The 23,190-nt window shown below is 63.7% G+C and carries 18 protein-coding genes; 8 read left to right on the forward strand and 10 right to left on the reverse strand.

Translation table 11 applies throughout. The features are described from left to right. Window positions 1-2: 2 nt before the first annotated feature. Together ACXJ1Z_RS12245 and ACXJ1Z_RS12250 are read left to right on the forward strand one after the other, a co-directional pair. Window positions 3-1,493: an aldehyde dehydrogenase family protein gene (locus ACXJ1Z_RS12245; protein ID WP_463776982.1), complete on the forward strand. Its 1,491-nt coding sequence runs from the start codon at window positions 3-5 to the stop codon at window positions 1,491-1,493. Between the two features lie 19 nt (window positions 1,494-1,512). Then, window positions 1,513-2,229 (forward strand): TetR/AcrR family transcriptional regulator, encoded by a 717-nt coding sequence (locus ACXJ1Z_RS12250; protein WP_463776983.1) that lies wholly within the window; start codon window positions 1,513-1,515, stop codon window positions 2,227-2,229. Window positions 2,230-2,557: 328 nt separating this feature from the next. Here the strand turns inward: ACXJ1Z_RS12250 and ACXJ1Z_RS12255 are convergent, their stop codons facing one another. Beyond that, window positions 2,558-3,391, reverse strand: coding sequence for an enoyl-CoA hydratase/isomerase family protein (locus tag ACXJ1Z_RS12255; RefSeq protein WP_463776984.1), 834 nt, complete (start codon window positions 3,389-3,391; stop codon window positions 2,558-2,560). Window positions 3,392-3,403: 12 nt separating this feature from the next. Further along, window positions 3,404-5,593 carry an acyl-CoA dehydrogenase family protein gene (locus ACXJ1Z_RS12260; RefSeq protein WP_463776985.1) on the reverse strand — a complete coding sequence of 730 codons (2,190 nt, stop codon included), beginning with the start codon at window positions 5,591-5,593 and terminating at the stop codon, window positions 3,404-3,406. Between the two features lie 252 nt (window positions 5,594-5,845). Here ACXJ1Z_RS12260 and ACXJ1Z_RS12265 point away from each other — a divergent pair, with 252 nt between their 5' ends. Beyond that, window positions 5,846-7,207, forward strand: coding sequence for an amidohydrolase family protein (locus ACXJ1Z_RS12265; protein ID WP_463781243.1), 1,362 nt, complete (start codon window positions 5,846-5,848; stop codon window positions 7,205-7,207). A gap of 72 nt (window positions 7,208-7,279) precedes the next feature. Here the strand turns inward: ACXJ1Z_RS12265 and ACXJ1Z_RS12270 are convergent, their stop codons facing one another. Next, the gene (locus tag ACXJ1Z_RS12270) at window positions 7,280-8,083 is read right to left on the reverse strand and encodes a helix-turn-helix domain-containing protein (RefSeq protein WP_463776987.1); all 804 of its coding nucleotides are present in this window, start codon (window positions 8,081-8,083) and stop codon (window positions 7,280-7,282) included. 273 nt (window positions 8,084-8,356) lie between these two features. Between ACXJ1Z_RS12270 and ACXJ1Z_RS12275 the strand changes: the two genes are divergently transcribed. Beyond that, window positions 8,357-9,343 (forward strand): enoyl-CoA hydratase/isomerase family protein, encoded by a 987-nt coding sequence (locus tag ACXJ1Z_RS12275; RefSeq protein WP_463776988.1) that lies wholly within the window; start codon window positions 8,357-8,359, stop codon window positions 9,341-9,343. Here ACXJ1Z_RS12275 and ACXJ1Z_RS12280 read toward each other — a convergent pair. The 5 genes from ACXJ1Z_RS12280 to ACXJ1Z_RS12300 all read right to left on the reverse strand — a co-directional run bounded on the left by ACXJ1Z_RS12280 (window position 9,242) and on the right by ACXJ1Z_RS12300 (window position 15,090). After that, window positions 9,242-10,663, reverse strand: a complete 1,422-nt coding sequence (locus ACXJ1Z_RS12280) for an amidohydrolase family protein (RefSeq protein WP_463776989.1) — start codon at window positions 10,661-10,663, stop codon at window positions 9,242-9,244. The two genes, ACXJ1Z_RS12275 and ACXJ1Z_RS12280, sit on opposite strands and share 102 nt — an antisense overlap. Further along, window positions 10,657-11,856 (reverse strand): CoA transferase, encoded by a 1,200-nt coding sequence (locus tag ACXJ1Z_RS12285; protein ID WP_463776990.1) that lies wholly within the window; start codon window positions 11,854-11,856, stop codon window positions 10,657-10,659. Before ACXJ1Z_RS12285 ends, ACXJ1Z_RS12280 begins: the two co-directional genes overlap by 7 nt. After that, entirely contained in the window at window positions 11,840-13,339 is a 1,500-nt protein-coding gene (locus tag ACXJ1Z_RS12290) for a class I adenylate-forming enzyme family protein (RefSeq protein WP_463776991.1), read from the reverse strand. Before ACXJ1Z_RS12290 ends, ACXJ1Z_RS12285 begins: the two co-directional genes overlap by 17 nt. Window positions 13,340-13,376: 37 nt before the next feature. Next, entirely contained in the window at window positions 13,377-13,667 is a 291-nt protein-coding gene (locus ACXJ1Z_RS12295; protein WP_463776992.1) for a hypothetical protein, read from the reverse strand. Between the two features lie 193 nt (window positions 13,668-13,860). After that, the gene (locus tag ACXJ1Z_RS12300) at window positions 13,861-15,090 is read right to left on the reverse strand and encodes a CaiB/BaiF CoA transferase family protein (RefSeq protein WP_463781244.1); all 1,230 of its coding nucleotides are present in this window, start codon (window positions 15,088-15,090) and stop codon (window positions 13,861-13,863) included. A 328-nt stretch (window positions 15,091-15,418) separates the two neighbouring features. Between ACXJ1Z_RS12300 and ACXJ1Z_RS12305 the strand changes: the two genes are divergently transcribed. Further along, entirely contained in the window at window positions 15,419-15,730 is a 312-nt protein-coding gene (locus ACXJ1Z_RS12305) for a hypothetical protein (protein ID WP_463776994.1), read from the forward strand. Between the two features lie 111 nt (window positions 15,731-15,841). Here ACXJ1Z_RS12305 and ACXJ1Z_RS12310 read toward each other — a convergent pair whose 3' ends face one another. Next, complete coding sequence (locus ACXJ1Z_RS12310; protein ID WP_463776995.1) at window positions 15,842-16,273, reverse strand: MarR family winged helix-turn-helix transcriptional regulator; 432 nt, start codon at window positions 16,271-16,273, stop codon at window positions 15,842-15,844. Window positions 16,274-16,350: 77 nt separating this feature from the next. After that, window positions 16,351-17,604, reverse strand: coding sequence for an acetyl-CoA C-acetyltransferase (locus tag ACXJ1Z_RS12315; RefSeq protein WP_463776996.1), 1,254 nt, complete (start codon window positions 17,602-17,604; stop codon window positions 16,351-16,353). Window positions 17,605-17,821: 217 nt separating this feature from the next. Here ACXJ1Z_RS12315 and ACXJ1Z_RS12320 point away from each other — a divergent pair, with 217 nt between their 5' ends. From ACXJ1Z_RS12320 to ACXJ1Z_RS12330, 3 genes are all read left to right on the forward strand, one after another. Next, a complete protein-coding gene (locus ACXJ1Z_RS12320) occupies window positions 17,822-19,480 on the forward strand; it encodes an MFS transporter (protein ID WP_463776998.1) in 1,659 nt (552 codons plus the stop codon). Window positions 19,481-19,609: 129 nt separating this feature from the next. Further along, entirely contained in the window at window positions 19,610-21,982 is a 2,373-nt protein-coding gene (locus tag ACXJ1Z_RS12325) for a TonB-dependent receptor (protein WP_463776999.1), read from the forward strand. A gap of 143 nt (window positions 21,983-22,125) precedes the next feature. Beyond that, on the forward strand, window positions 22,126-23,172 hold the full coding sequence (locus ACXJ1Z_RS12330) for an NAD(P)H-dependent amine dehydrogenase family protein (RefSeq protein ID WP_463777001.1): 1,047 nt from the start codon (window positions 22,126-22,128) through the stop codon (window positions 23,170-23,172). The last annotated feature ends 18 nt before the right edge of the window (window positions 23,173-23,190 follow it).

The raw sequence follows: 23,190 nt of genomic DNA on the forward strand, positions 1-23,190 counted from the left end.
CGATGACCACTCTTCCCGAAGCCAAGCTTTTCATAAACGGCGAACTGCGCGGCGCGACCGGCGGGGCAACGTACGATATCACCAGCCCGTGGACCGGCGAGACGGTCGGTCAGGCGGCCGATGCGACCGCGGCTGACGTGGATGCGGCGATCGCCGCTGCCCGCCACGCATTCGACCACACCGATTGGAGTTCTGACGAGAACCGCCAGAACCGCTTCGAGATCCTCAAGAAGTACCGCGAACTGTTCGAGCAGAACCGCGATCGCCTTGCCGAACTCGCCACGCACGAGGCCGGTGCGGCGCAGGGCGCGGTGTTCCGCGCCCACGTCAATATGGCGCTCGACGGCTGGGACGATTACCTGGCCGTGTTCCCCCGCGTGGAGTGGGAAAAGGACTACGGTGAAAAGGAAGCGTTCGGGTCGGTGCACAAGCGCGTGGCCGTACGCGAGGCGGTCGGCGTCGTGGGCGCGATCACGCCTTGGAACGTGCCGCTCTACGTCAACATCGGCAAGGTGGTCGCGGCATTGCTCGCCGGCTGTACCGTGATCCTCAAACCAGCTCCGAACACCCCCGGTATGGGCGCGATCTTCGGTGAACTGGCCGAAGCTGCGGGTCTGCCCAAGGGCGTGCTGAACGTGGTGTTCGGTTCCGATCCGGCGCTGGCGGGTGAAATGCTGGTTACCGATCCGCGCGTCGACCTGATCTCGTTCACCGGTTCGACCGGTGTCGGCAAGCGCATCATGGAGCAGGGCGCGGCCACGCTGAAGCGCGTGTTCCTGGAACTGGGCGGCAAGTCGGCCAAGATCGTGCTCGACGATGCTCCCAACTTCGCGATGGAAGTGGGCATGACGATGCTGGTGTTCCACGCCGGCCAGGGTTGCGCCGTGCAGAGCCGACTGCTGGTTCCCAAGAGCCGCTATGAGGAAGCCAAGGCGATCCTGAAGGGTGCCTACAGCAACTTCGGCGACAACTGGGGCGACGTCGCGCATCCGCAGCAGATCATGGGTCCGGTCGTGTCCAAGCGGCAGATGGAGCGCGTGATGAGCTATGTCGAGCTAGGCAAGGAAGAGGGCGCGACGCTGCTCGCCGGCGGCAACATGCGCCCCGATAAGGGCGGCGGCTGGTTCATCGAACCGACCTGCTTCGTCGACGTCACCAACGACATGCGCATCGCCCAGGAAGAGATCTTCGGTCCGGTGCTGGTGGTCATCCCCTATGAGGACGACGAGGACGCGATCCGTATCGCCAACGAGAGCAACTACGGTCTCTCGGGCGGCGTCAGCTCGGGTGATCATGAGCGGGCGATGCGCGTTGCCAAGCGCATCCGCACCGGCTCGATGAGCATCAACAACGGCATGTGCATCGCTGGCGATATCCCGTTCGGCGGATACAAGGCGAGCGGTGTCGGCCGCGAGTGGGGTGTCGAGGGCATCGAAGAATACCTCAACCTCAAGATGCTGGCCTGGCCGGTTCGCCAGGTCGAGCCAGCCTGAGGCCAGGATGGCTGCTGCGGTGGCATCGGCTCGTGGCGGGGAGCTAAGCTTCCCGCCCGCGCTCGCCGCTGCCGTGGCCGGCGCTTGTGCCGCCGTCAGCCACAATCTCGCCGGGCAAAAGCTGGGCCGCAAAGGCCGGGTCACCCGCGAACGGATCATCGCCGCCGCGCTCGAACTTATCGAAGACAACGCAGACGAGGCGTTTACGCTGACCGGGGTCGCACGACGCGCTGGCCTCGGCATGTCGTCGCTTTACAACTACTTCTCGGATCAGACCGAGTTGCTGCTGGCGGTGTTGGAACCCGTCATGGCGACCTCCGATGAAGCCTATATGGAGCAAGTTCGGCTGCCTTGGCCCGACGAGGCGCTGACCGCGTCCACACTCACCTTCGTCAGGGCCTATCATGCGTTCTGGGCAAGGCACTCTGGCCTCCTGCATCTGCGTAATAGCCTGGCCGACCAGCTCGACGTGCGCATGATGATGCACCGCATCAATTCCACCCGTCCGCTGATCGCGCTGCTGGTTCGGCAGATGAGCGCCGGAGCAGAGCCGCAACAGGCACATACCAGCATGGCGACCGTCTTGATGACCGGTATCGAACGCTCGGTGACATTGGCGACCGACAAGCGTTTGCCCAAGCTTACGGGCCTGCCCTTCAACGTGGGCGAGGATCGCTACCACGTCAGCAACGCGCGGCTGCTGGAACTGGCTATTCGCGACTTGCGGCAGGGTTGAGGCGCGGAACGGGCACGGCGTCCCAAGCGCGCGGCGCCGCTCATTCGTTAAAGCCACCTTATCGGTAGGGATGCAAGCGTGGGCAGGACCCTTTGTGGGTCTCCATCATCTCCCGGCAGAACGCATGCTAATCTGAGTTGGATTTTCGTATCGCGTCTGCAAGAATGACAGCTTCGGCCTGCACCGCGACAATGCGCTGATCGGCCACGCACAATGCCTGAGTGCACAATACTGTCGCGCGCGGGATCGCCTTCAGGCTTCTACCCAAGTCACGAGCGTGGGCGGGCTCCGCTCGTCATGCCCTCGTCAGCGCGCCCGACGAGCCATGTCAGCTCTTCGACTTGTTACCGACTCCCTTCAGGTACTGCTCCATACCCTTGATGTAGTCCGGATTGAGCATCAACGCGGAGTTGGCCATGCGTTCGACGTTACGACCCATATCGCGGCCGAGTTCGGCACACATTTCGATCGCGATCTTGGCGGCGCCCATCTGTTCCGGCTTCTGCTTGGTGAGGTGGCGGCAAAATTCGAGCGCCTCCTCCTGCAGGGTATCGTCTGGATAGACTTCGTGCACCAGTCCCATCGTCAGCGCCTTTTGCGCATCCGCCTTCTTGTTGCCCATGATCAACCAACGAGCCCAGTGCGGCCCGCACAGGCGCGTCAGACGCGAAACGCCGTTGGAAGCGGGCAGCACGCCGAACAGTCCTTCGGGAAACGCATAGCCAGCGCTCTCACCGGCAAGGCGGAAGTCGCACGACAGGCTCATCTCCAAGCCACCTCCGACGCACATCGCATGATGTGCGACGACGAACGGCTTCTCGATATGCTCCATCTCGTCCCACAACTGCTGCATGTTGTTGAGGTTGAGGCGATGGTTCTCACGGATGGTGCTGGCCGAATTGTTGGCGCTGTTCGCGGATGACGCGATGTTCTGGTTGCCGCCGCGCAAGTCCGCGCCGGAACTGAAATACCGTCCCGACGAACGGATCAGCATGACCCTCAGCGTCGGTGTGTCGCGAAACGTCAGCACGGCCTGCGTCAACAGGTCCATCATCTGGCGCGAAATCGCGTTGAGCTTGTCCGGACGGTTGAGCGTGGCGACAAGGATGCTGTCGTCGACGATCTCGGTCAGCAGATGCGGCGCTTCGGTGGCTTCGGTCACGTCCGTCATCCTTCAGCCACGGGTCCGGGGCATGCCGAGACCACGCTCGGCGATCATCGAGCGGTGCACCTCGCTGGTGCCGCCATAGATGCGGGTGCCGTGCGCATGACGGTAGCTCTGGTTGATGAGATGAAGCGCACCCTCGCGCTTTGAGAGCGAGGCAGGCGCGGTCAGCTGCAGGATCTCGCGCGCGGCGATCATGAAGCACTCCGACGAGTACATCTTGGCCATCGGACCGAACGCGAAGTTGGGCTTCTTCTCGACGCTGGAGAACATCGCGCGCAGCTCGATCATCTCCGAGGTGGTGACCAGAGCGCGCAATTTGGCGAGACGTTGCTGCACACCGGGCTCGGCGATCCGGCCGGTCTCGCGAAGTACCTCGACGCCCGCGTCGACGTTTTCCTCGATCGTCTTGGAGAAACCGCCGCCATGCTCCAGTTCCAGCGCGACTGCCATCACCTTGGTGCCGCCGTCGACCGGGCCGAGGCGCCAGGTGTCGGGCACTTCGACATTGTCGTAGAAGGTGACGTTCGTGCGCTCATCCTGGAAAGTGTAGATGGGCTGGATCTCGACGCCTTCGGCCTTCAGCGGCACGACGAACATCGTCAGCCCCTTGTGCTTGGGCACGTCCGGGTTGGTCCGTGTGAGCATCAGCACGTATTCGGACAGATTCGCGCCGCTGGTCCACATCTTGGTGCCGTTGATGCGCCAGCTGCCGTCTTCGGCCTGGGTGGCGCGGGTTTGGGCGTTGAACACGTCGGAACCGCAGCCAGGCTCGGAATAGCCCAGCGAAGTGATGCAGTCACCGGCCTTCAGCCGGGTGAGTACCTGCTCCTTCAGCTCGTCGCTGCCGTAGTGGACGATCATGTGACCGACCATTTCTGTCACGCCGGCGCCGGGGTTGGCGTAGCCGTGCTTGTTGAAGCGTTCGCGGGCAGCCTTCTTGGCATAGGGGCCCAGGGCGCGACCGCCCATGTCGGGGTTGCCCAGGAACAACAGGTTGGCGTCAGCCAGCTTCTTGTGCACCGACGGCACCCAGCCTTCCCAGCTGTAGTGGAACTGCGCGCGCTCTTCCTCGGTGGTCTGCTCGGCAAAGAAGGCGTCGATTTCAGCGCCCATCGCGCGGGCCTCTTCGCCGATGTCGAACTCGATCGGCACTTCGCCGGCTTCGGGCAGCACAGCCGTTTCGCCGCCATAAAGGCGAGCGCCGGCTTCGACGAGCAGATCCTGGATGTCGCCACGCACCAGCGGCCAGGCATTGGCGCGCAGGTTGTAGAGGTGGATGTCATACTCGGTGGTGAGGCCGTATCCGCCGAAAGTCTGCAGCGCCTGGCTGACCGCCGCCGCCGCCGCGGTCGCGCAATGCCACAAGACGAGCGAGATGTTGCCGGCGGCGTCAGCTTCGCCATCGGCGATCTGGCGGATCGTGCCCCATACCATCAGCTTGCCGCCGTCGACTTCGCACAGCCGATCCGCGAGCGGGTGCGAGACGCCCTGGAAGGTGCCGATCAGCTGACCGAACGCCTTGCGCTCGTTGGCATAGGCGGCGCCGAGCTGAAGCGCCTGTCGACCCAGGCCCGAGAGCGCCGCCGCCATGTACAGCTTCCACTCTTCGAGAGCGGCGGCAAAGGCGGCCAGAGCGGCCTCGCCCGAGCCGAGTACCTGCGTATCCAGCGCGCGCAGGTCGATCTCGGCGATCGGCGTGGTGGCGAGCGTCTCCTCGGCGGTGGCGGTGTCCTGGGGGATCGTCACCAGCACGATGTCGTCACCGCGACGCGCGACGACAGCGGCAGCATCGGTGCCACCCGCGATCCACTGGACCGGACGTTGGGCGATGTCGTGAAATGCGATGGTGACGACGCTCTCGCCGCCGATGGCGCTTTCGAGCAGTTCGTCCGCCCCGCCAAGCTGCGCGAGCACGCGGGCGGCGACCAGGGCTTCGGCGACAGGGCCGGATGCGATCGTGCGGCCGACTTCCTCCATGAGGATCACGGCGTCGAACAGGCCCAGGCCCATGCCACCCGACTCTTCCGGAACGCGCATGGCGAACGCGCCAAGCTCGGCGAGGCCGGACCACAGTTCGGCATCGAAGCCGTTGGTCTCAAGCGCCTTGCGCACGCGCACGGTGCTCGACTTCTCGTCCAGAAAGCGCGCGAAAGTGTCGCGCACCATGACCTGTTCGTCGGTGAGATCGAAATTCATGAGCGTTACCGTTCCAGGAGTTATGTTGTCGTTGGCCGCGGATGCGATCCGCCTTTGCGACAACCCACACCATAGACCGCGCGGCGGTTCAACTTCCCATTTGGGGCCATCGCACGAGCGATCCGCATCCACATCGTTTTGTCGCGCGCCGGGACGGTGTTACACCTTCGTGCGAGGCCGCCAAGCGGCCCGGGAGATCTTGAAAACAGAGCCGCGATCACGCAGCCTTCGATCCGTATTTCCGTCGTGGCGATGCGGATCGAACATGCCACCGATCAAGCCGGCTACAGCTGGAGACGGATGCGAATGGACATGAACGACATGGTGATCATCTCGGTCGATGATCACATCAGCGAACCCCCCGAGATGTTCCAAAAGCACCTGACCGGTGCCGCGCTGGAAAGCGCGCCGAAGCTGATCAAGGACGACAACGGAAAGGACATCTGGGTCTACCAGGGGCAATCCTTTTCGTCGGTTGCGCTCAATGCCGTGGTTGGCCGCCCGTTCGAAGAATACGGCATGGAACCAACCTCGCTCGATCAGCTGCGCGAGGGCGTATACAACGTGCACGAGCGGGTGAAGGACATGGACGTCAACGGCGTCGCGGCCTCGCTCAATTTCGGCAGTGTCTTCGACTTCGCCGGGGGACGCTTGCATCGCGTGCCGGATCGCGAACTGGCGGTCACGCACATCGCCGCCTACAACGATTGGCACATCGACGAGTGGTGCGGGGCCTATCCCGGCCGCTTCATCCCCTGCGCGATCCTGCCGACATGGAACATGCAAGCGACCATCGCCGAGCTGAAGCGCGTTTCGGCCAAGGGCTGCCACACCGTCTCGATCAGCGAGAACCCGACGTGTCAGGGCCTGCCCAGCATCCACAACGAATACTGGGATCCGTTCTACAAGGCGATCACCGATCTCGACATGACGATCTGCATCCACATCGGCGGCGGCAATCCCGCACCGCATGCTTCGATGGAGACGCCGATCGAAGCGTGGATCTCGACGATGCCGATGTCGATCGCCTACGCTGCTTCGGACTGGCTGCAGCTGGACGCATTGCACACGTATCCCGACCTGCGCATCGCGCTGTCGGAGGGATCCATCGGCTGGGTCCCCTATTTCACCGAGCGCGCCGACTTCTCGAACTCGCGGCACAAGTATTGGACCAACTCGCGTTTTCAGGACAAGAAACCGAGCGAGATGTTCAGGAAGCACTTCCTCAACTGCTTCATCGACGATGCGTTCGGCCTGCAGAACGTGCAATTCATCGGCGAGGACAACATCGCCTACGAGTGTGATTATCCCCACTCCGACACGCTGTGGCCCGAAGTGCCCGAACGGCTGTGGCCGACGATCAATCACCTTACCGATGCGCAGATCGACAAGATCACGCATGGCAACGCGATGAGGTGGTTCCGCTTCGATCCGTTCGCACATTACGGTCGCGCGGACCTGAGCGTCGGCGCGCTGCGGGCGAAGGCGAAGGCCGCGAACGTCGACGTATCGCCCAAGTCGTCGCTTGGCGAACGGCCACTGGCGCAAGGTGACGTGCGTCCCGTCACCTCGGGCGACATCATGAAGATGTTCATGCGCCACGAAGACGCCTGAACGCAAGAAAAGGCCGCCCGGGAGTGATCCCGGGCGGCCTTTTTGGGTTCCGTCAGTCAGCCGAACGCCAGATCAGGCGGCGGATTTCTGCAGTTCTTCGATATTGGATGGCTGCGGATCGGGAAGGCAGGCGCGCATCGCCTCGCTGACGCATTGCAGCAAGCTGTCAGCGTTTACCTTCTCGTCGCGGCCATAGACCAGCGAGATCACCAATGGATGGTCGTCGGGCTGGCGGGGGATGAGTACGCATAGCGACTCGGCTTCCGACCCGAACCCGGTGGTGCCGAACAGGTAGTTGTGACCACGATGCGCGGCGATCCGCGCGCTCATTTCGGCGGCGGGAAACTTGTGAGCGGCGTCAGCTTCGGCGTTGAGTCGACGCAGCATGCCTTCGCAACGGCTTGCCGACACGGTGGAAAGCATCAACTGGCCGGCCAGATTACGTGCGAGAGGCTCCTTGCAACCGCCGAACAAGTCGCGGGTGCAAGCGGGGGCGCGCTGGCCGTGGCGCCATACGATGACTTGCGAGTCGAGCCCGACCATGCCGATCAATGACACCGAAAGACCGGTCTGCGCTGCCAGACGATCCATCAGGCGCATCAGTCTGCCATCGCGCACGATCTCGGGTTGGCCCGATGTGCCAAGCAGCGCCGCACGCGGGGTGAGGCGATAGGAGCGGGTAAAGGCATCCTTGTGCAGCAGTCCAAGCTCGACGAGGCTGGAAAGCAGTTCGGACGTGCTGGACTGCGGCCGGTTGTAACGGCGGACGATGTCCATCACGGTCGCCTCGCAATGGGCGTCGTCAAAATATTCGAGAACCTCGATCACGCGCCGCGCGATCTTCGCCTTGTTAGAGCCTGACATGGCACCGGGCATACACATCTCCTCCGTTCCGCTTATTTTCTATTATGATCGCGGGGGCGGCTGAAACATCAGCCAAGCGTCGCCGATCGTCAAGAAAAATGAGCGCGGTTCATTTTTTGCTGACCTTGCTTAGCTTCGCCATCGTTTGAGCTCAAGTGTCTAGGCGATCTCCGGCCCCCGGATGGCGTTGAAATGGGTGAGGATGACGATGAGGTGCGGATGCGCGGCGGAAACGTGTAGCGATGTCGGGTGACAGCGCCGTGTATTTGCATGACAGAGCGCGCGATGGACCTTGCTGCTCTCACGATTCCGATCTCGCGCCTGTCACGGTGGGAGAAGCCGTGGGATGGGGCGCTTGCCTTCGTGTCGTTGGGTATGGATCAGCCCGATCCCGACGACTTGCACATGCCATCGTGTCCCGTTCTGGCACTGGGCCACGGGGCAGGGCACCACCCTTTGGCGATGCAGATGGATGCCATCGTCGGCTCGGTCCCAATCGCACAGGACATAGCGCGACGAGTCGCGGCAAATCCCCTTGCCGCGGCAGCACTGGTGCAGGTGCTGCGAACGACGCAAGCCATGCTTCCCGGTGATGCACTTGTCGTCGAGTCGCTGGCCTATGCCATGCTGCAGGGAAGCGCTGAGCATCGTGCATGGCTCGCGAGGCGTTCGGAGGCCCCGATCCCATCCGAAGGCAAGGTAGCCGTTAGGCGCGCTCACGATCACCTGCGGCTGATGCTGGATCATGCGCAGTACGGCAACGCGATCGACGCAACCATGCGCGACACCCTGGCGCAGACCCTGTCGCTCGCAGCGCTCGATACCACCATTGCCCGCATCACCCTTGATGCCCGGGGCAAGGCGTTCTGTCTCGGGGCGCAACTGGCCGAGTTCGGCACGACTGGCGATCCGGCGATGGCGCATTCGATCCGGTCGCGAACACTGCCGGCGCACGCCGCCATCGCTTGCGCCGACCGCCTCGAGGTGCACGTCGATGGCGCCTGCATCGGGGCGGGGCTGGAACTGGCGGCGTTCGCGAGCCGGATCACCGCGACATCGCGATCGTGGTTCCAGTTACCCGAACTGGCGATGGGTATCATTCCGGGAGCGGGCGGGTGCGTATCGCTGCCGCGCCGGATCGGTCGGCAGCGCACCGCCTTGATGGTGCTTTCAGGCCGTCGTGTCGGTGCGCGCGAGGCTCTCGCCTGGGGATTGGTCGACGCGTTGGTAGATAATCCTGCCAGCCGCGATGGTGGCGACGACACCGGCTGATGTCAGCCGCATGCGGCCTTGGGTCCACGGTCGGTCTAACAGGCAAAGGTCCGCCGTACTACCCAGCGCGATGACGCCCCGGCGCGAGAGATCGAGCGGATCGGCAAGGTACAATGCGAGTGCTTCATCGGGTTCGAGCGCCTCGTGGCGGCCGATGGCCTGACCGCCGCTCGTCTCTCTCGAAACCGCAGCGGCCATCGCGAGCCACGGATCGACGCTGCCGTATGGCGCATCACTGCCGCCGGCGAGCACGATGCCCCGATCGACCAGCGCCCGCAGGCGATACAGGTCTGGCAGGTGCCGGGGCTCGACATCGGCAAGGTAGCGGTCGCCGCGCTCATGGACGAACGCTGGCTGTACGCACGCGCGCAGGTTCATTTCGGCCATGCGATCGAGGAGTTCATCGTTGGCAACCGAGACATGTTCGATACGATCGCCGCATCGTGGGCCAGCCTCGGCGAGAACCGCCAGTGCGTACACCAGCTCGGTTTCGGTAACGCAGTGCACCGCAAGCGCACGATCCTGCCGGTGGGCGGTCCGCGCCAGCGTCACCGCCGCGTCGAAATCGAGGAGGGCAGCTTCATGCAGGTGCAGCTTGACCGGCCCTAAAGCCCACAAGTCCGCAGGCGCCTGCGCCAATTGCGGCGTTCCGGCTAAGACCAGGCCCTGAAGCAGCGCACCTGAGCGGCATTGGTCAGCGAAGTGCGCCGCCATTCGCGGGTCGTTTCGCGGCGACATGTCGGTCACGCCGGTTACCCCGCAACGGGCGAGTTCTTCGCTGACCGCGGTAAGGTCCGGCGGCACGCTACCCAAAGTCCGTTGCAACCAGGCATCGTCGTCGAACAGCCGACCGGTAAAACGGGTGCCGTCGCGTTCCAGAGCTTCGGGCGCGGGATTGCTATCCAACAGGATTTCCAGCGCCAGCGTGTTGAACAGCCACATGCGACCGGATCGATGCTGGATACGCAAGGGGCGATCCGCCACCAGGCGATCGAGCATGATCGCGTCGGGCAAGCCGCCCAGTACGCTCTCGTGATAGTCGATACCCCTGATCCATCCGCTGCCAGGCACCCGGCGAAGTGTGCCGGTGAGGGTTTCGGCATCGTGAGGCGGGCCGCAAACAACCGATGCGGCACGCGCGGCGGATGCGGCAAGATGGATGTGATGGTCGTGCAGGCCCGGAAGCAGCGCGCCGCCACGCGCCTCGACGACCACTTCATCGCAGTGAGCCTCGAGCCGGCCGATCTGAGCGACGACACCATCGCGGATGCGCAGGCTGGCGCGTCCGTATCCCATGATATCGGCATCGCGGATCAGCATGTCAGGTAACGGGCATTGTCGGCGCCGATCTGCCGCACGGCACCCACCAGAGGGCGGCGCGCGACTTTCGGAAATGGACTGCCGCTGGCATCACCCCAGGCCTGCAGGTCGTCGCGGAACGCCGGCGCATCCTGTGCAAGCTCGCCAGCGATGGCGTCGGCGACGATGGCGCTCATGGCGAAGCCCAGGCGGCACGCGCGTCCGCTCCGCAGTGCCCGCCAGCCTTCCAGCGCGGCGGTGATCCCGGTCAGCGGATCGGCAATCGCGTCGCCGACAAAGCCGATTTCGCCGGTGACATCGGCCAGCGCGCGGCTGAGGCCGCCCGCCACCGCACAGTCGTTGCCGATCCCGGTCCAGTTCGCCGCGCTGCCTTGCGCTCCATGGCCGGTCACCGACAGCCAGACGAGCCCGGGAACATCCCGAATCAGGGCGTCGGCGTCGATCCCTAGCTGGCGCAAGGCGCGTGGCCGCGAGGATTCGATGACGATGTCGGCGCGGCGGATCAGGTCGACCAACGCGGCGCGGTCCGCTTCGCGAGTCAGATCGACGACGATGCTGGCCTTGCCCTGGTTGATGAGGTCGAAGGTGGCCGAATCGTCGCGGCGGATGAGGTCGGGGCGCGTGCGGCTCTCGACCTTGACCACCTCGGCACCCGCAAGCCAGAGCAAATGCCCCGCCAGCGGTCCGGCCCAGATGGCCGAGAGATCGACCACCAGCAGACGATCAACGCCGCTCCGCCGTTTGCAGGGGCCGCGGGTCAGCAACTCGACGGGTGTAGAAACCGGGGTCTCGTCCGCGCTCGCGACCGGCAGGCCAAGGTCGCGTCCCTGCGCAACCAGCGTGGCACAATCGTGCCGTCCTACGGCTGCGGCGATTGCCGCGTCGTCCAAGACATTCAGGTCGGCATCGCCGAACAAGGCGGGCAGAAGCTCGCGATCTTCGCTCCGGATCAACGTGAGGGCGAACCAGCCGCCGTCGTGCGTGGCGAGCAAACGGCTGCCACCAAGTCCGGCAGAGACACGACCGTTGATGCGGTAACTACCGTTGGAGCCGCGCTCCGCCAGCAAAGTCGCCCCATCCAGAGCGGCAATGCGGACGCTGGCCGTTTCCGCCGCAAGATCCTTGAGGCGGCGATCGGCCCAGCGTGCCAGGGGGATCGCCGGGCCTTGCGTGCCGTCAGCCGGCAAGGACATCCTTGACCTTGCGGCGCAGGAGCTTGCCCATTTCGTTATAAGGCAACTCGGCGACGAAGGCGATCCGCTCGGGCACACGGCTGGAGCGAAGACGACCGCGGATCAATTCCTTGAGCTCGTTCTCGTCAGGCTGTTCATGGCCCTCACGGGTCACCACGGCGACGCCAACGGCCTCGCCCCATTCGATCGAGGGCACTGCGCAGGCGCAGGCATCGGCGATCGCCGGGTGCGTCAGCAAGACGTCCTCGATCTCGCCGGGGCTCATGTTCTCGCCCCCGCGCACGATCACGTCGTCGGCACGGCCCGACAGGAACAGATAGCCGTCCTCGTCCATGAATCCGGCATCGCGGGTCGGGAACCAGCCTTGTGCGTCCAGCGCACTCTTTTCCTTGTATTCGCCCGAAACCTGGTCGCCGCGCACGTAGATCTCGCCCGCCTCGCCAACGGGCAGGACTTCGCCGTCCTCGCCGCGGATTTCCATTTCAACGGTGGGGATGGGTTTGCCCACCGATGTCAGGCGTGCGCGGACCTTGGGATCGTCCGAGGCCAGCGCCGCCCTATGCTCGTCGGGGCCGAGCAGCGCGACGGTGGAACTGGTCTCGGTAAGGCCATAGGCATTGGTAAAGCCGCTGGTCGGGAACAGCTCGAGCGCCTTGTGGATCACCTCCAGCGGCATCTTGCCGCCGCCATAGGCAACCGCCCTCAAGCTCGAGACCTGGGCCGTCGCGCCCTTCGCCATGGCGTCGACGATCCGCGCCAGCATTGTGGGCACGACGAACGCATTGGTGATCCGCTCATCGCTGACCAGTGCGAGCCAGGACTCAGGCGAGAAGTTCGGCAGCATGACGATCTTGCGCTGCGCATAGATCGACGAAAGCAGCGCCGAGATCCCGGCGATATGGTAGGGTGGAACCACCACCAATGCGGCGTCGTCTTCGTCGGCGCTGGCGAATTCGACCGTGCCCAGGATGTAGCCGATCAGGTTCGAGTGGCGTAGGATCGCCGCCTTGGGCGCTGCGGTCGTGCCGCTGGTGAACAGCTGGATCGCCACACCTTCGCCGGCGTCGTATTCGCGCGTGTCCTCGCCGGGTACCGTTTCCTGAACCTTGAGGCTGAACTCCTCCCGGCTCATGATCGTGTGTCCCTGGTCTGCCGCGACGCGGATCACCCGTTCCTCGTCACCGATGACCAGGGCCGGTGCGATCCGCCCGAGCAGGGCGGCCAGGTCGGCGTCGGGAAGGCGGTAGTTCAGGGGGCAATAAGGTACGCCTGCCAGGGCTGCTCCGAACACCGCGATCAGTGCCGCCTCGCTGCTTTCGTCCAGCAGCGCGACGTATTGCGCATCGCTCTCGACGATCAGTTCGAACGCGCCACGTGCCGCCGACAGCAATTCGCCATATGTCCATCGCTTGCCGTCACAAACGAGACCGACCCGGTCGGGTGCGGCCTCCGCGGCCATTTCGAGAAGAAGCGCGATGTTCATGGCGTTGTCGATGGCCCTCGGGATCGGTAAAGTGGGATCAGTCGGAAGCGGGAAGCGGCTTGGCATCCTTGGTCACCAGCGCGACGCCGTCGACCGAGAGCGAACCCTTGCCGGCCTTCACGCACAGCAGTTCGTAGGTGTTGTCGGCATCGACATAGCGCTTGCCCATCAGCGTGCCGCCGGAAAAGTCCGCTGCCAGAGGCGCCAGTTCGGCGGGCTTCGTCTCGACCATCGGCGAGCCGCCGCATTCGATCGATCCGCCCCCGGTGCGGATGACCATGACTTCGGTGTCGTCTGCGGCGCTCTTGAGTCGGGTACCGGGCTTCATGGTCTTAAATCCTCATGCTGATCTATGGTCAGGCGGTGGCTCGCCCGCCTTTAAGCCTTCCATGCCGTCGCATTCAAGACCGAGATCCGCTTGGATCAGCAATCCCGGCTAATGGTGGCGGCGAAAGCGGGATCAGGGCGCGGGCCACGCATCGAAGGCATGTCCCACGCCGATCCTTGGCAAAGCCACGGTCCTAGGCGATCGCGCCCTTGGCCTTCAGTGCTTCGATGCGATCCCATTCGACGCCCATTTCCATCAGGACGATCTCGGTATGTTCGCTCGCCTGAGGTGATCGGGTGGTTTCCAGCGCCTCTCCATTGAACTGCACGGGGCCACGCACGAGCTTGAGCGGCTCGCCGCCGTCGCCGCCTTCGACCTCGATGATCATGTCGTTGGCGATGACTTGCTCGTCGGTCAGCAGGTCACGGAATGTCTGCACCGGAGCCCACTGGCCCGAGTAGGTCTTGAGGTGCTGACGCCAGTAGGCAAACGGCTGACGGGCGAACGCTTCGACCATCAGCGCGCTGGCGGCATCGGCGTTGTCGAACAAGGCGCGCGGTTCCGAGAAGCGTGCGTCTTCCGCAGCCTCGGGAATGCCCAGGTGCTCGAACAAGCTGCGGATGTGGCCCGTTGGGCTGATGGTGCACAAGTTGATCGTGCCACCATCCTGCGTGCGGTAGTTGCCCATGAACGGATTGACCGGCGATCCCCCAGACTTGGGCATCGAATTGCCGCTGAGCACATCGGTTTCCATGACTTGCGAGACTAGTGCGCCCGATGCCCACCAGGCGGCGCTTAGCAGAGAGACGTCGAGCTCGACCGCTTCGCCGGTCTTCTCGCGATGGAACAGCGCGGCCGAAATGCCGCCGGCGATGAACATGCCGCCGATCGAATCACCGAACGCGGGAATGCCCTGCGTCAGCGGACCTTCCAGTTCGTCCGGGGTCATGGCCTTGGCGATGCCGCTGCGCGACCAGAAGCAGGTGCCATCGAAGCCGCCGACCTCGCGCTCCGGGCCCTTGTTGCCCAGCGCCGAGCCGCGTGCGTAGATGATGTTCGGATTGGCCGCGCGGATATGTTCGACGTCGAACTTGTTTTTCTGGCGGACTTGCGGAAGGAAGTTGGTCAGGAACACGTCGCATTGCTTGGCCAGCTCATAGAGCAGTTCCTGCCCCTCAACCGTGCCAAGATCGATACCGACGCTGCGCTTGCCGCGGTTGGGGTGTTCGAACAGCGTGTGACGCAGCGGGTCGAGCTTGACGCCGCCCATGTTGAGGAATCCGCGCTGCGTATCGCCACGAACCGGGTGCTCGATCTTGATGACGTCAGCGCCCCAATCGGCGAGGACCGCGCCGGCTGCCGGCGTAAACGTGAACTGGGCGACTTCCAGAACCTTCACGCCTTCCATCACCCTGGTGACCATGTTCGTCATCTTTCCTGCTTTTCGTGCCGAGGCATGGCTCGGCTCCCATCCCAAAGGTTTGGGCGCAATCATCGGATGGATCAACTGTGGAGCCCATCGTCTCGACGATGATCTATATCGCTGCGATCCAGAGCGATGGCCGGCATTTTGCATCCGCATACGGTTTATGCCGCGATTACCGGGGCACACTAAGGTAGTTGAGCAAATCTTCTTCGCGCTTGCAGCATTTGCAATTGACTTGCGCGACACGCAATCCTAACCTAGGTGAGTAAGGCAAGTCGTCGCCTACCCCTTCTGGGTCAACAGTTCGAACGCCGGAGTTTATAACATGAAGAAGATCATCGCTCTCGCCGCCGTCGCCACCATCGCAACCTTCTCGATCCCGGCCGCATTCGCCGAGACCTCGCAGTCGGTCCGCGAAGTCACCGAAGAAGCGGCTCCTGCCAAGTTGAACGCCGGCCAGATGCTGTATAGCGCGGCAGGCTATCGCGTTGCGCCGATCTATCGCGTGAACGCCGAAGGCAACCCGCAGATCATCCTGAGCGGCAAGCTTGTGACCGTTCCCGCCACGACGATCTCGTCGGTTGCCGGCAAGGTCACCACCTCGCTCACCAAGAAGGATCTCGCTTCGGCCAAGTAATCGGCACGGAGCAATCTGATAAAAGAAGGGGCGGTGCGAAAGCGCCGCCCCTTCTTCATTCCTGCCGGATGATCCGAGCCCACATACATCCCGTGAACGCGACCTGCGCGCTCAGCCGCGGCTGACGTTGTCGTAGATTCGATCCAGCAGTCCGCCCAGCGTGACCAGCTCGTCTTCGCTGAAACCCTTGAACATGCGCTGCTCACTCGCGCGCGCGATGGTGGCCAGCTGTGCCAACAATGGCTCGGCGGCAGGGGTCAGGTAAACGGCACGGGCGCGGCGATCGTCCCGTCGATCGCGCCGTTCGAGCAACCCGTCCGCGCAGAGCCGATCGATCAGACGGCCAGCGGACGCCTCCGACATTTCGAGCGTTTCGGCGATGGTGCGCTGAGTCGCGCCGGGCGCGCGCGACACCACCGCGATCATCGCCCATTGCGAGCGCGTCACGCTCAGGTTGACGACCTGGCGATCGAAGTTGTTGCGAAGCAGACGCGCCAGGATCGTAAAGCGCAGCCCGATGCTGCGGCGCGCTTCGTAAGCCATTTCACTCGATTCGGGTATTGCCGGGCTGCCTTTCATGTCGGGTTCTGGTTCCGCACCGATCCTGTCCGTCAGCAGCGTCACACGCGCTCGATGATCATGGCAGGCGCCATTCCGCCAGCCGCACACATGGTCACCAGCGCGTAACGACCGCCGGTTCGCTCGAGCTCGTCAAGGGCGGTGCCGATCATGATCGCACCGGTCGCGCCGATCGGGTGACCCAGCGCGATCGATCCGCCGTTCGGATTCACCTTGGCGCGATCCAGGCCAAGATCGCGGATGAATTTCTCGACCACGACAGCGAACGCCTCGTTGATCTCGAAAACGTCGATATCGTCGATCGTCAGTCCGGCTCGCTTCAGCACCTTGCGGGCTGCAGGGACCGGTCCGTTAAGCATCAGGGTTGGATCGTCCCCGACGTTGGCCGTGGCGACCACGCGCGCGCGCGGCTTCAGACCGTGAGCCTCGGCATATTCCGCCGAGGCCAGCAGAACGCCTGCCGCGCCATCGACCACGCCGGATGAAATACCGGCGTGATGGATCGGAGAGAACGCGAGATCGGGATACTTCTTCTTGATCAGCTCGGCATAGGTCGGCCCGTCCTTTTCGCTCGGCATGTCGTAGAACATGGCGAAAGCCGGCTTGAGCTGGGCGAGGTTCTCCTTGGTCGTGCCTGGGCGCGGGTATTCCTCGTGATCGAGGATCACGTTGCCTTCATCGTCTTTGACGGTGATCGTCGATCCGGCGAAGCGGCCTTCCTCGATGGCGATCGCCGCGCGGCGCTGGCTCTCGGCTCCGAACGCATCCAGCGCGTCGCGATCGATGCCCTCCATGGCAGCGATGGCATCGGCGGCGATACCCTGGTTGGTCTGCGGATGCTTGGCCTGGAGGCGCGGATTGCCCACGCCCATGCCCCCGCTGCCCATGCCGGCTTCGCGCATCTTGCCGCCGTAGTAATTGACGTAGGACAATTGCTCGGACCCGCCGGCAATCACCAGATCCTCCATCCCGGACATGATCTGCGCGGCGGCGAGGCTGGTGGCGGTAAGGCCCGAGCCGCAATAGCGATTGAGGTTCACGCCGCTCGCGCGCACGTCGTATCCGGCGTCGAGCGCGGCCATGCGTCCGATCGCGCCACCCTGAAGGCCCATCGTCGCCGAAGTGCCCCAGATGATATCGTCGACATCGGCCGTGTCGAGGTCGTTGCGCTCCTTCAAGGCGGTAAACACCGTGGCAGCCAGATGCTCGGGGTGCATGGTGGAGAGCGCACCCTTGCCCATCTTGCCCACGCCGCGCGGCGTACGGACGGCATCGATGATATAGGCCTCGGCCATGGCGGATCTCCTGCAAACCTGAACTCCATAACGACATGCGTGGGCAAGGTGCGGATTGCAATCGGGCAGGGCATCGCCGCTGCGATTTACTTTCAAAGGTTAGTATCTTGCGAGGACCGCCTGCCGTCGGCGCTGCCCAACGTGCCGCTGATGTCGGCTTGACGCGACCGCGCATCGCGTGGAGGACAGACGGGACGGGCAGGGTGAGAGGAATACGATGACCGGGGGCGTGAGCGTAAAATCGGGCGGGGCGTTCGCTCCGTTGCGAGAGCCGGTTTTCCGCCGCATCTGGACCGCCAGCGTGCTGTCGAACTTCGGGCAGCTGTTCCTTGGCGTCGGTGCCGCCTGGGAGATGACGCGGCTCAGCAACTCGCCGACGATGGTCGCTCTGGTACAGACCGCCCTGATGGTGCCGCTGATGTTCGTGACGTTGCCGGCTGGGGCCATTGCCGACATGTTCGATCGGCGCCGGATCGCGATTTCTGGCCTGACGTTCTCGGCGGTGTCCGCTGCCATCCTTGCCACGATAGCGTTCCTGGGTCTTACCACACCGTGGATCCTGCTGTTATTCTGCGCGCTGATCGGTGCGGGCGTGGCGCTCTACTCGCCGTCCTGGCAGGCTTCGATACCCGAACAAGTCTCTCGCGAGAACCTGCCAGCGGCGATTGCGCTGGGTACGATCAGCTACAACGTCGCGCGCAGCTTCGGTCCGGCGCTTGGTGGCGTGATCGTGCTGGCAGCCGGGGCCAAGGCGGTATTCGGCCTGACATCGCTGCTCTATCTACCGTTGCTGATCTCGTTCGTGCTGTGGAAGCGGCGCCACGTCCCCTCGCGTCTCCCACCCGAGCGTATCGATCGCGCGATGATCGGCGGCGCGCGATATGCGTTGCATTCGCCCGGCATCCGGACGGCGCTGGCCCGCATCTTCGCGTTCGGGCTGTGCACCGCGACGGCGGCCGGACTTGCGCCGCTGGTCGCCAAGTCGCTGCTGCAGGGCGGCCCAGCCATCTACGGCATTCTGCTCGGCGCGCAGGGCGTCGGCGCGGTGCTGGGTGCTCTGTTCGTTTCGCAGGTAACCCAGCGTATGTCGACCGAGGCGGCGATACGCGCGTGCGCCATCGCCACGGGTATCGCGCTGGTCGTGGTCGGCCTTAGCGGCAACGTCATTGTTACCTGCCTCGCCTTCTTCGTGGTGGGCGGCAGCAATATCCTTACCGTCGCCATTCTCAACGTATCCGTGCAGATGTCGGCACCCCGTTGGGTGACCGCTCGGGCGTTGTCGCTCTACTCGTCGGCGATCACCGCAGGGATCGGCATCGGCGCCTGGGCATGGGGCGAGATCGCCGGTGCGACCAGCGTGTCGAGCGCATTCATCGCATCGGGCATCGCCGTCGGCGCTACCGTGTTGCTGGGCTTCGTCCTGCCACTCAGCCGGGAGGATTATGATACCAACCTCGTCGAGATTGGTCATGAGCCCGAAGTGGGCATGGCGCTGACTTTGCGGTCGGGGCCGATCGTTCTGGAGCTCGAGTACGACGTCGATCCAGAGCGGGCGCGCGAATTCTACGCGGCGATGATGCAATTGCAGCGCGTGCGCAAACGGCTGGGCGGTTTCGACTGGTCGCTTGCGCGCGATATCGAGAATCCGGCGATCTGGACCGAGCGCTATCACTGCCCGACCTGGGGCGATTATCTGCGCATGAGGGACCGCTACAGTCAGGTGGAGTTCCAGATCCAGGCCGACGCTGACAGCTTCAACAAACGCTCCACCAGCCGGCGAGTCCGTCGCATGCTTGAGCGGCCATTCGGTTCGGTGCGCTGGAAGGCGGAGTCGTTCGATCCGCAGCAGGAGACCATGGGCTACATGGGGCCATAGCGCCTCACCCGTTGCGCCAAAGCTGCACAGTGGTGGCAAACAGATACGGAGCAGCTTGGCATGGCTAGGATGTTCCGCAAGCAAAGCTAGAATAGCACGCAAAGTGTAGAAAACAGGGGGAGTGAAACTATGCTGCATAAGCATCTTCGTGCGTCGGCCGCCATGGGCGCGGCTTTGGCAACCACGGCATTCGGCATCGCGCCGGTCCGCGCTCAGGATACGAGCGCGATTGCCGGCCAGACCGGAAGTACACCACAGACGCAGATCGAACCGCGGGTCGAGGCCGAAGTCGCCAATCAACCCGAGGTCGCCAGCAACGAAGACGTCATCATCGTCACCGCCCAGCGCCGCGCCGAGGCGCAAGTCGACGTTCCGATCTCGATCACGACCTTGAGCAGCGACGCGCTTGATACCGCCAACGTTCAGGAACTGTCCGATATCGGCAAGGTCACGCCGGGGTTGCGCTTCGACTTCGCGGGCGGCTTCTTTCAACCGACCATCCGCGGCATCGGCACCGCCGTCGCCACCTCCGGCGGTGGCGGGAACGTCGGCATCTACATCGATGGGTTCTACTCGCCCAATCCACTGGCAGCGGATTTCGATCTCATCAGCGTCAACAGCATTCAGGTGCTCAAGGGGCCGCAAGGTACGCTGTTCGGGCGCAACACCACCGGTGGCGCGATCCTGGTTTCCACGCGCGAACCGACCACAGAAGCAAATTCGTTCGAGGGGCGTGCCAGCTATGGCCGCTACAACGAGGCACGCATCGATGGCATCGCCAACATCGTCGTCTCCGATCGCGTCGCCATCGGCGTGGAAGGGCAATACCGTCGTGGAGACGGATGGCAGCGGGACATATCGACCGACCGCCGGGTCGGCGATTACGAGAACTGGTCCGCGCGGGTCAGCCTGAAAGCTGAGCTGACCGACGACGTTTCGCTGCTGCTGCGCTACAAGCACGGCAGCGTCGACGATCCTTCGCCGCTGCTGACGTCGAGCTATGTCGACTCCGATGTCGGCATCGGCGCGCCATTCGGCGGGATTCCGGGTACCTTCACCACTGCCAAGAACGAAATCGCATCGGGATCGCAGCCAGAATTCTTCCGTTCCAACTCGGACGTTTTGCAAGCCACGCTGACCGCCGATCTCGGGTTTGCGAACCTCACCTCGTACACGCAGTACCGGAACGAGAAGGTCGATGCCTCGATGGAGCTCGATTACTCGGGTGCCGACATCTTCCAGATCGGCTTGCCGAACAACAACGAGACCTGGAGCCAGGAACTGCTGCTGACCTCGAAGTCGGGGCCGAAGCTGCAGTGGACCGCCGGGCTGTTCTATTTCGAGAACACCGACCAATACATCACCGCGATCGACACACGCGGTGCTGCAAATCGTACGCGTCTGGGCGGATCGAGCACGACCGTGCGCAGTTATGCCGCATTTGCCGACGCCACGTACGAGATCACGCCCCGGCTCTTCTTCACCGCCGGACTGCGATACGCGTACGACAAGGTCGATGACGCCTATTTCAACACGCGGTTCCTGGCGCCGTATCTCGACCAGAACAGCAACGGGCGGCAGGATACCGGCGAACCCAACGCGCCCGACGGTCGGATCTACATCAAGGATTTCGATCCCGACGCCGTCAAGTTCGCCAACAGCGGACGCTTCACTCCCCGCGCCGTGATCCGCTTCAAGCCGGACGATCGGTCGAGCATCTATGCTTCCTTCACCCGTGGCTACAAGGCGGCGCTGATCGACGTCGGGGGATCGTGCCAGAACGCACCGTTCGTCTGCAGCCGGGTGAGGCCGGAGTCGGTCGATGCCTACGAGCTGGGCTTCAAATACGAGGTTCCCGGCTTCTCGTTCGAGGGCGCGGGTTTCTATTACGACTATAGCGACTTGCAGGTGTCGATCTACGAAGCGGGAACGGCGCGTATCGTCAATGCCGCGCAGTCGGAGATCTACGGCCTCGAAGGCGCCACGCATATCCGGCCGCTGCCGGGACTCGATTTGTCCGCCGGCGCATCCTGGGTGCACGCACGGTACAAGGATTTCACCAACGCGCCGATCTATACGCGCTGCAGCACGCTTCCGGCCCCCGCGCCGGCGACTTGCGCCGCCAACGGCATCTCGTTCCTCGTGCTGGGACGCAACCTCGACAACGTGACGATGCAACGCACACCCGAATTCACCGGCTTCCTGGGCGCGCGTTACGCGACGGACGTGGCGGGTGGCGAACTGGCGCTTTCGGGCAACCTGTCCTACTCGTCGAAGTTCTTCTTCGGACCATCGGGCATCCAGTTCAAGCAGGCGGGATACGAAACGCTTTCGCTACGCGCACAATGGACCGCTCCGGACGATCGCTGGTACCTGGCCGCTTATGGCGACAACGTGACCAACAAGCGGTACCTCACGCAGGTGCAGTATTCGAATTTCGGCATTGGCGCGAACTGGAACAAGCCGGTGACATTCGGTGGCGAGGTCGGCTTCAAGTTCTGATCGTCTGTGGGGGGCGGGCAGTTACCACAAGGGTACTGTCCGCCGTGTCGACCGGGTTATAGGATATACTCTGGCATCGGGAGTGGCCTGCCAGAACCGAGCCTGGTGGATCAGCGCACGACGCGCGATCGGGAGAGATGCGAATGGCCGAAGACACCAAGTACCGCGTGATTCAGTGGGCGACCGGCAATGTCGGAAGCCGCGCGATGCGCACCGTGATCGAGCATCCGGCGATGGAGATGGTGGGGCTGTGGGTCAGTTCACCGGCGAAGGTCGGAAAGGATGCCGGCGATCTGGCGGGTCTCGGTCGCGAGATCGGGGTTAAGGCCACCGATTCCGCCGCCGAGCTCATCGCGCTCGAAGCCGACTGCGTCCTCTACATGCGCCAGGGTACCGATTGGGACGAACTGTGCGCGATCCTTGCCTCGGGCAAGAACGTCGTTACCACGCGCGGCGATTTCCATTATCCGGCGATGATCGCACCGGACAATCGCGTGCGGATCGAGGAGGCCTGTCGGCAGGGCAACAGCTCGATCTACAGCACCGGTTCGAGCCCCGGCTTCATAACCGAAGCTTTCGTGCTTCCGCTGCTGTCGCTCGCGCGCCGGCACGACCTGCTGACGATCGATGAATATGCGGATGTGTCGAGCCGTGACTCGCCCGAGATGCTGTTCCAGATCATGGGTTTCGGCCAGCCGATGGCACCGTTCGATCAGCGGCGTGCCGAGCATCTCAAGGGCGACTTTGGAAGTTCGCTGTCACAAATCGGTGAAGCGATCGGGCTGCCGATCGACGAGATCACCGCGAAGGGCGAGCTCTCCGCCACCAAGAAGACGCTGCATATCGCGGCCGGAACGGTCGAGGCCGGCACAGTCGGAGCGATGCGTACCACGATCACCTGCAAGCATCGGGGTCGCGAAGTACTGCGTTTCCGCGCGAACTGGTATGTCACCACCGAGATCGAGGACGAGGGCTGGAACTTGCGCGATTCGGGATGGCGGGTGCACACCGAGGGCGACACGCCGCTGCTGGTCGACGTCCATTTTCCGGTGCCAGAGGAAGACTACGCGGCGTTCACACCAGGACTGACCGCGCATCGCCCGGTCAATGCCATCGCAGTGGTTTGCGCCGCCCCCGCCGGCATCCGCACGACTGCGGACCTGCCGCAGGTCATTCCGAACTTCAGCTAGGGTCGGGCGGCCCTGTCG

The organism is Novosphingobium sp. TK46, assembly GCF_055361525.1.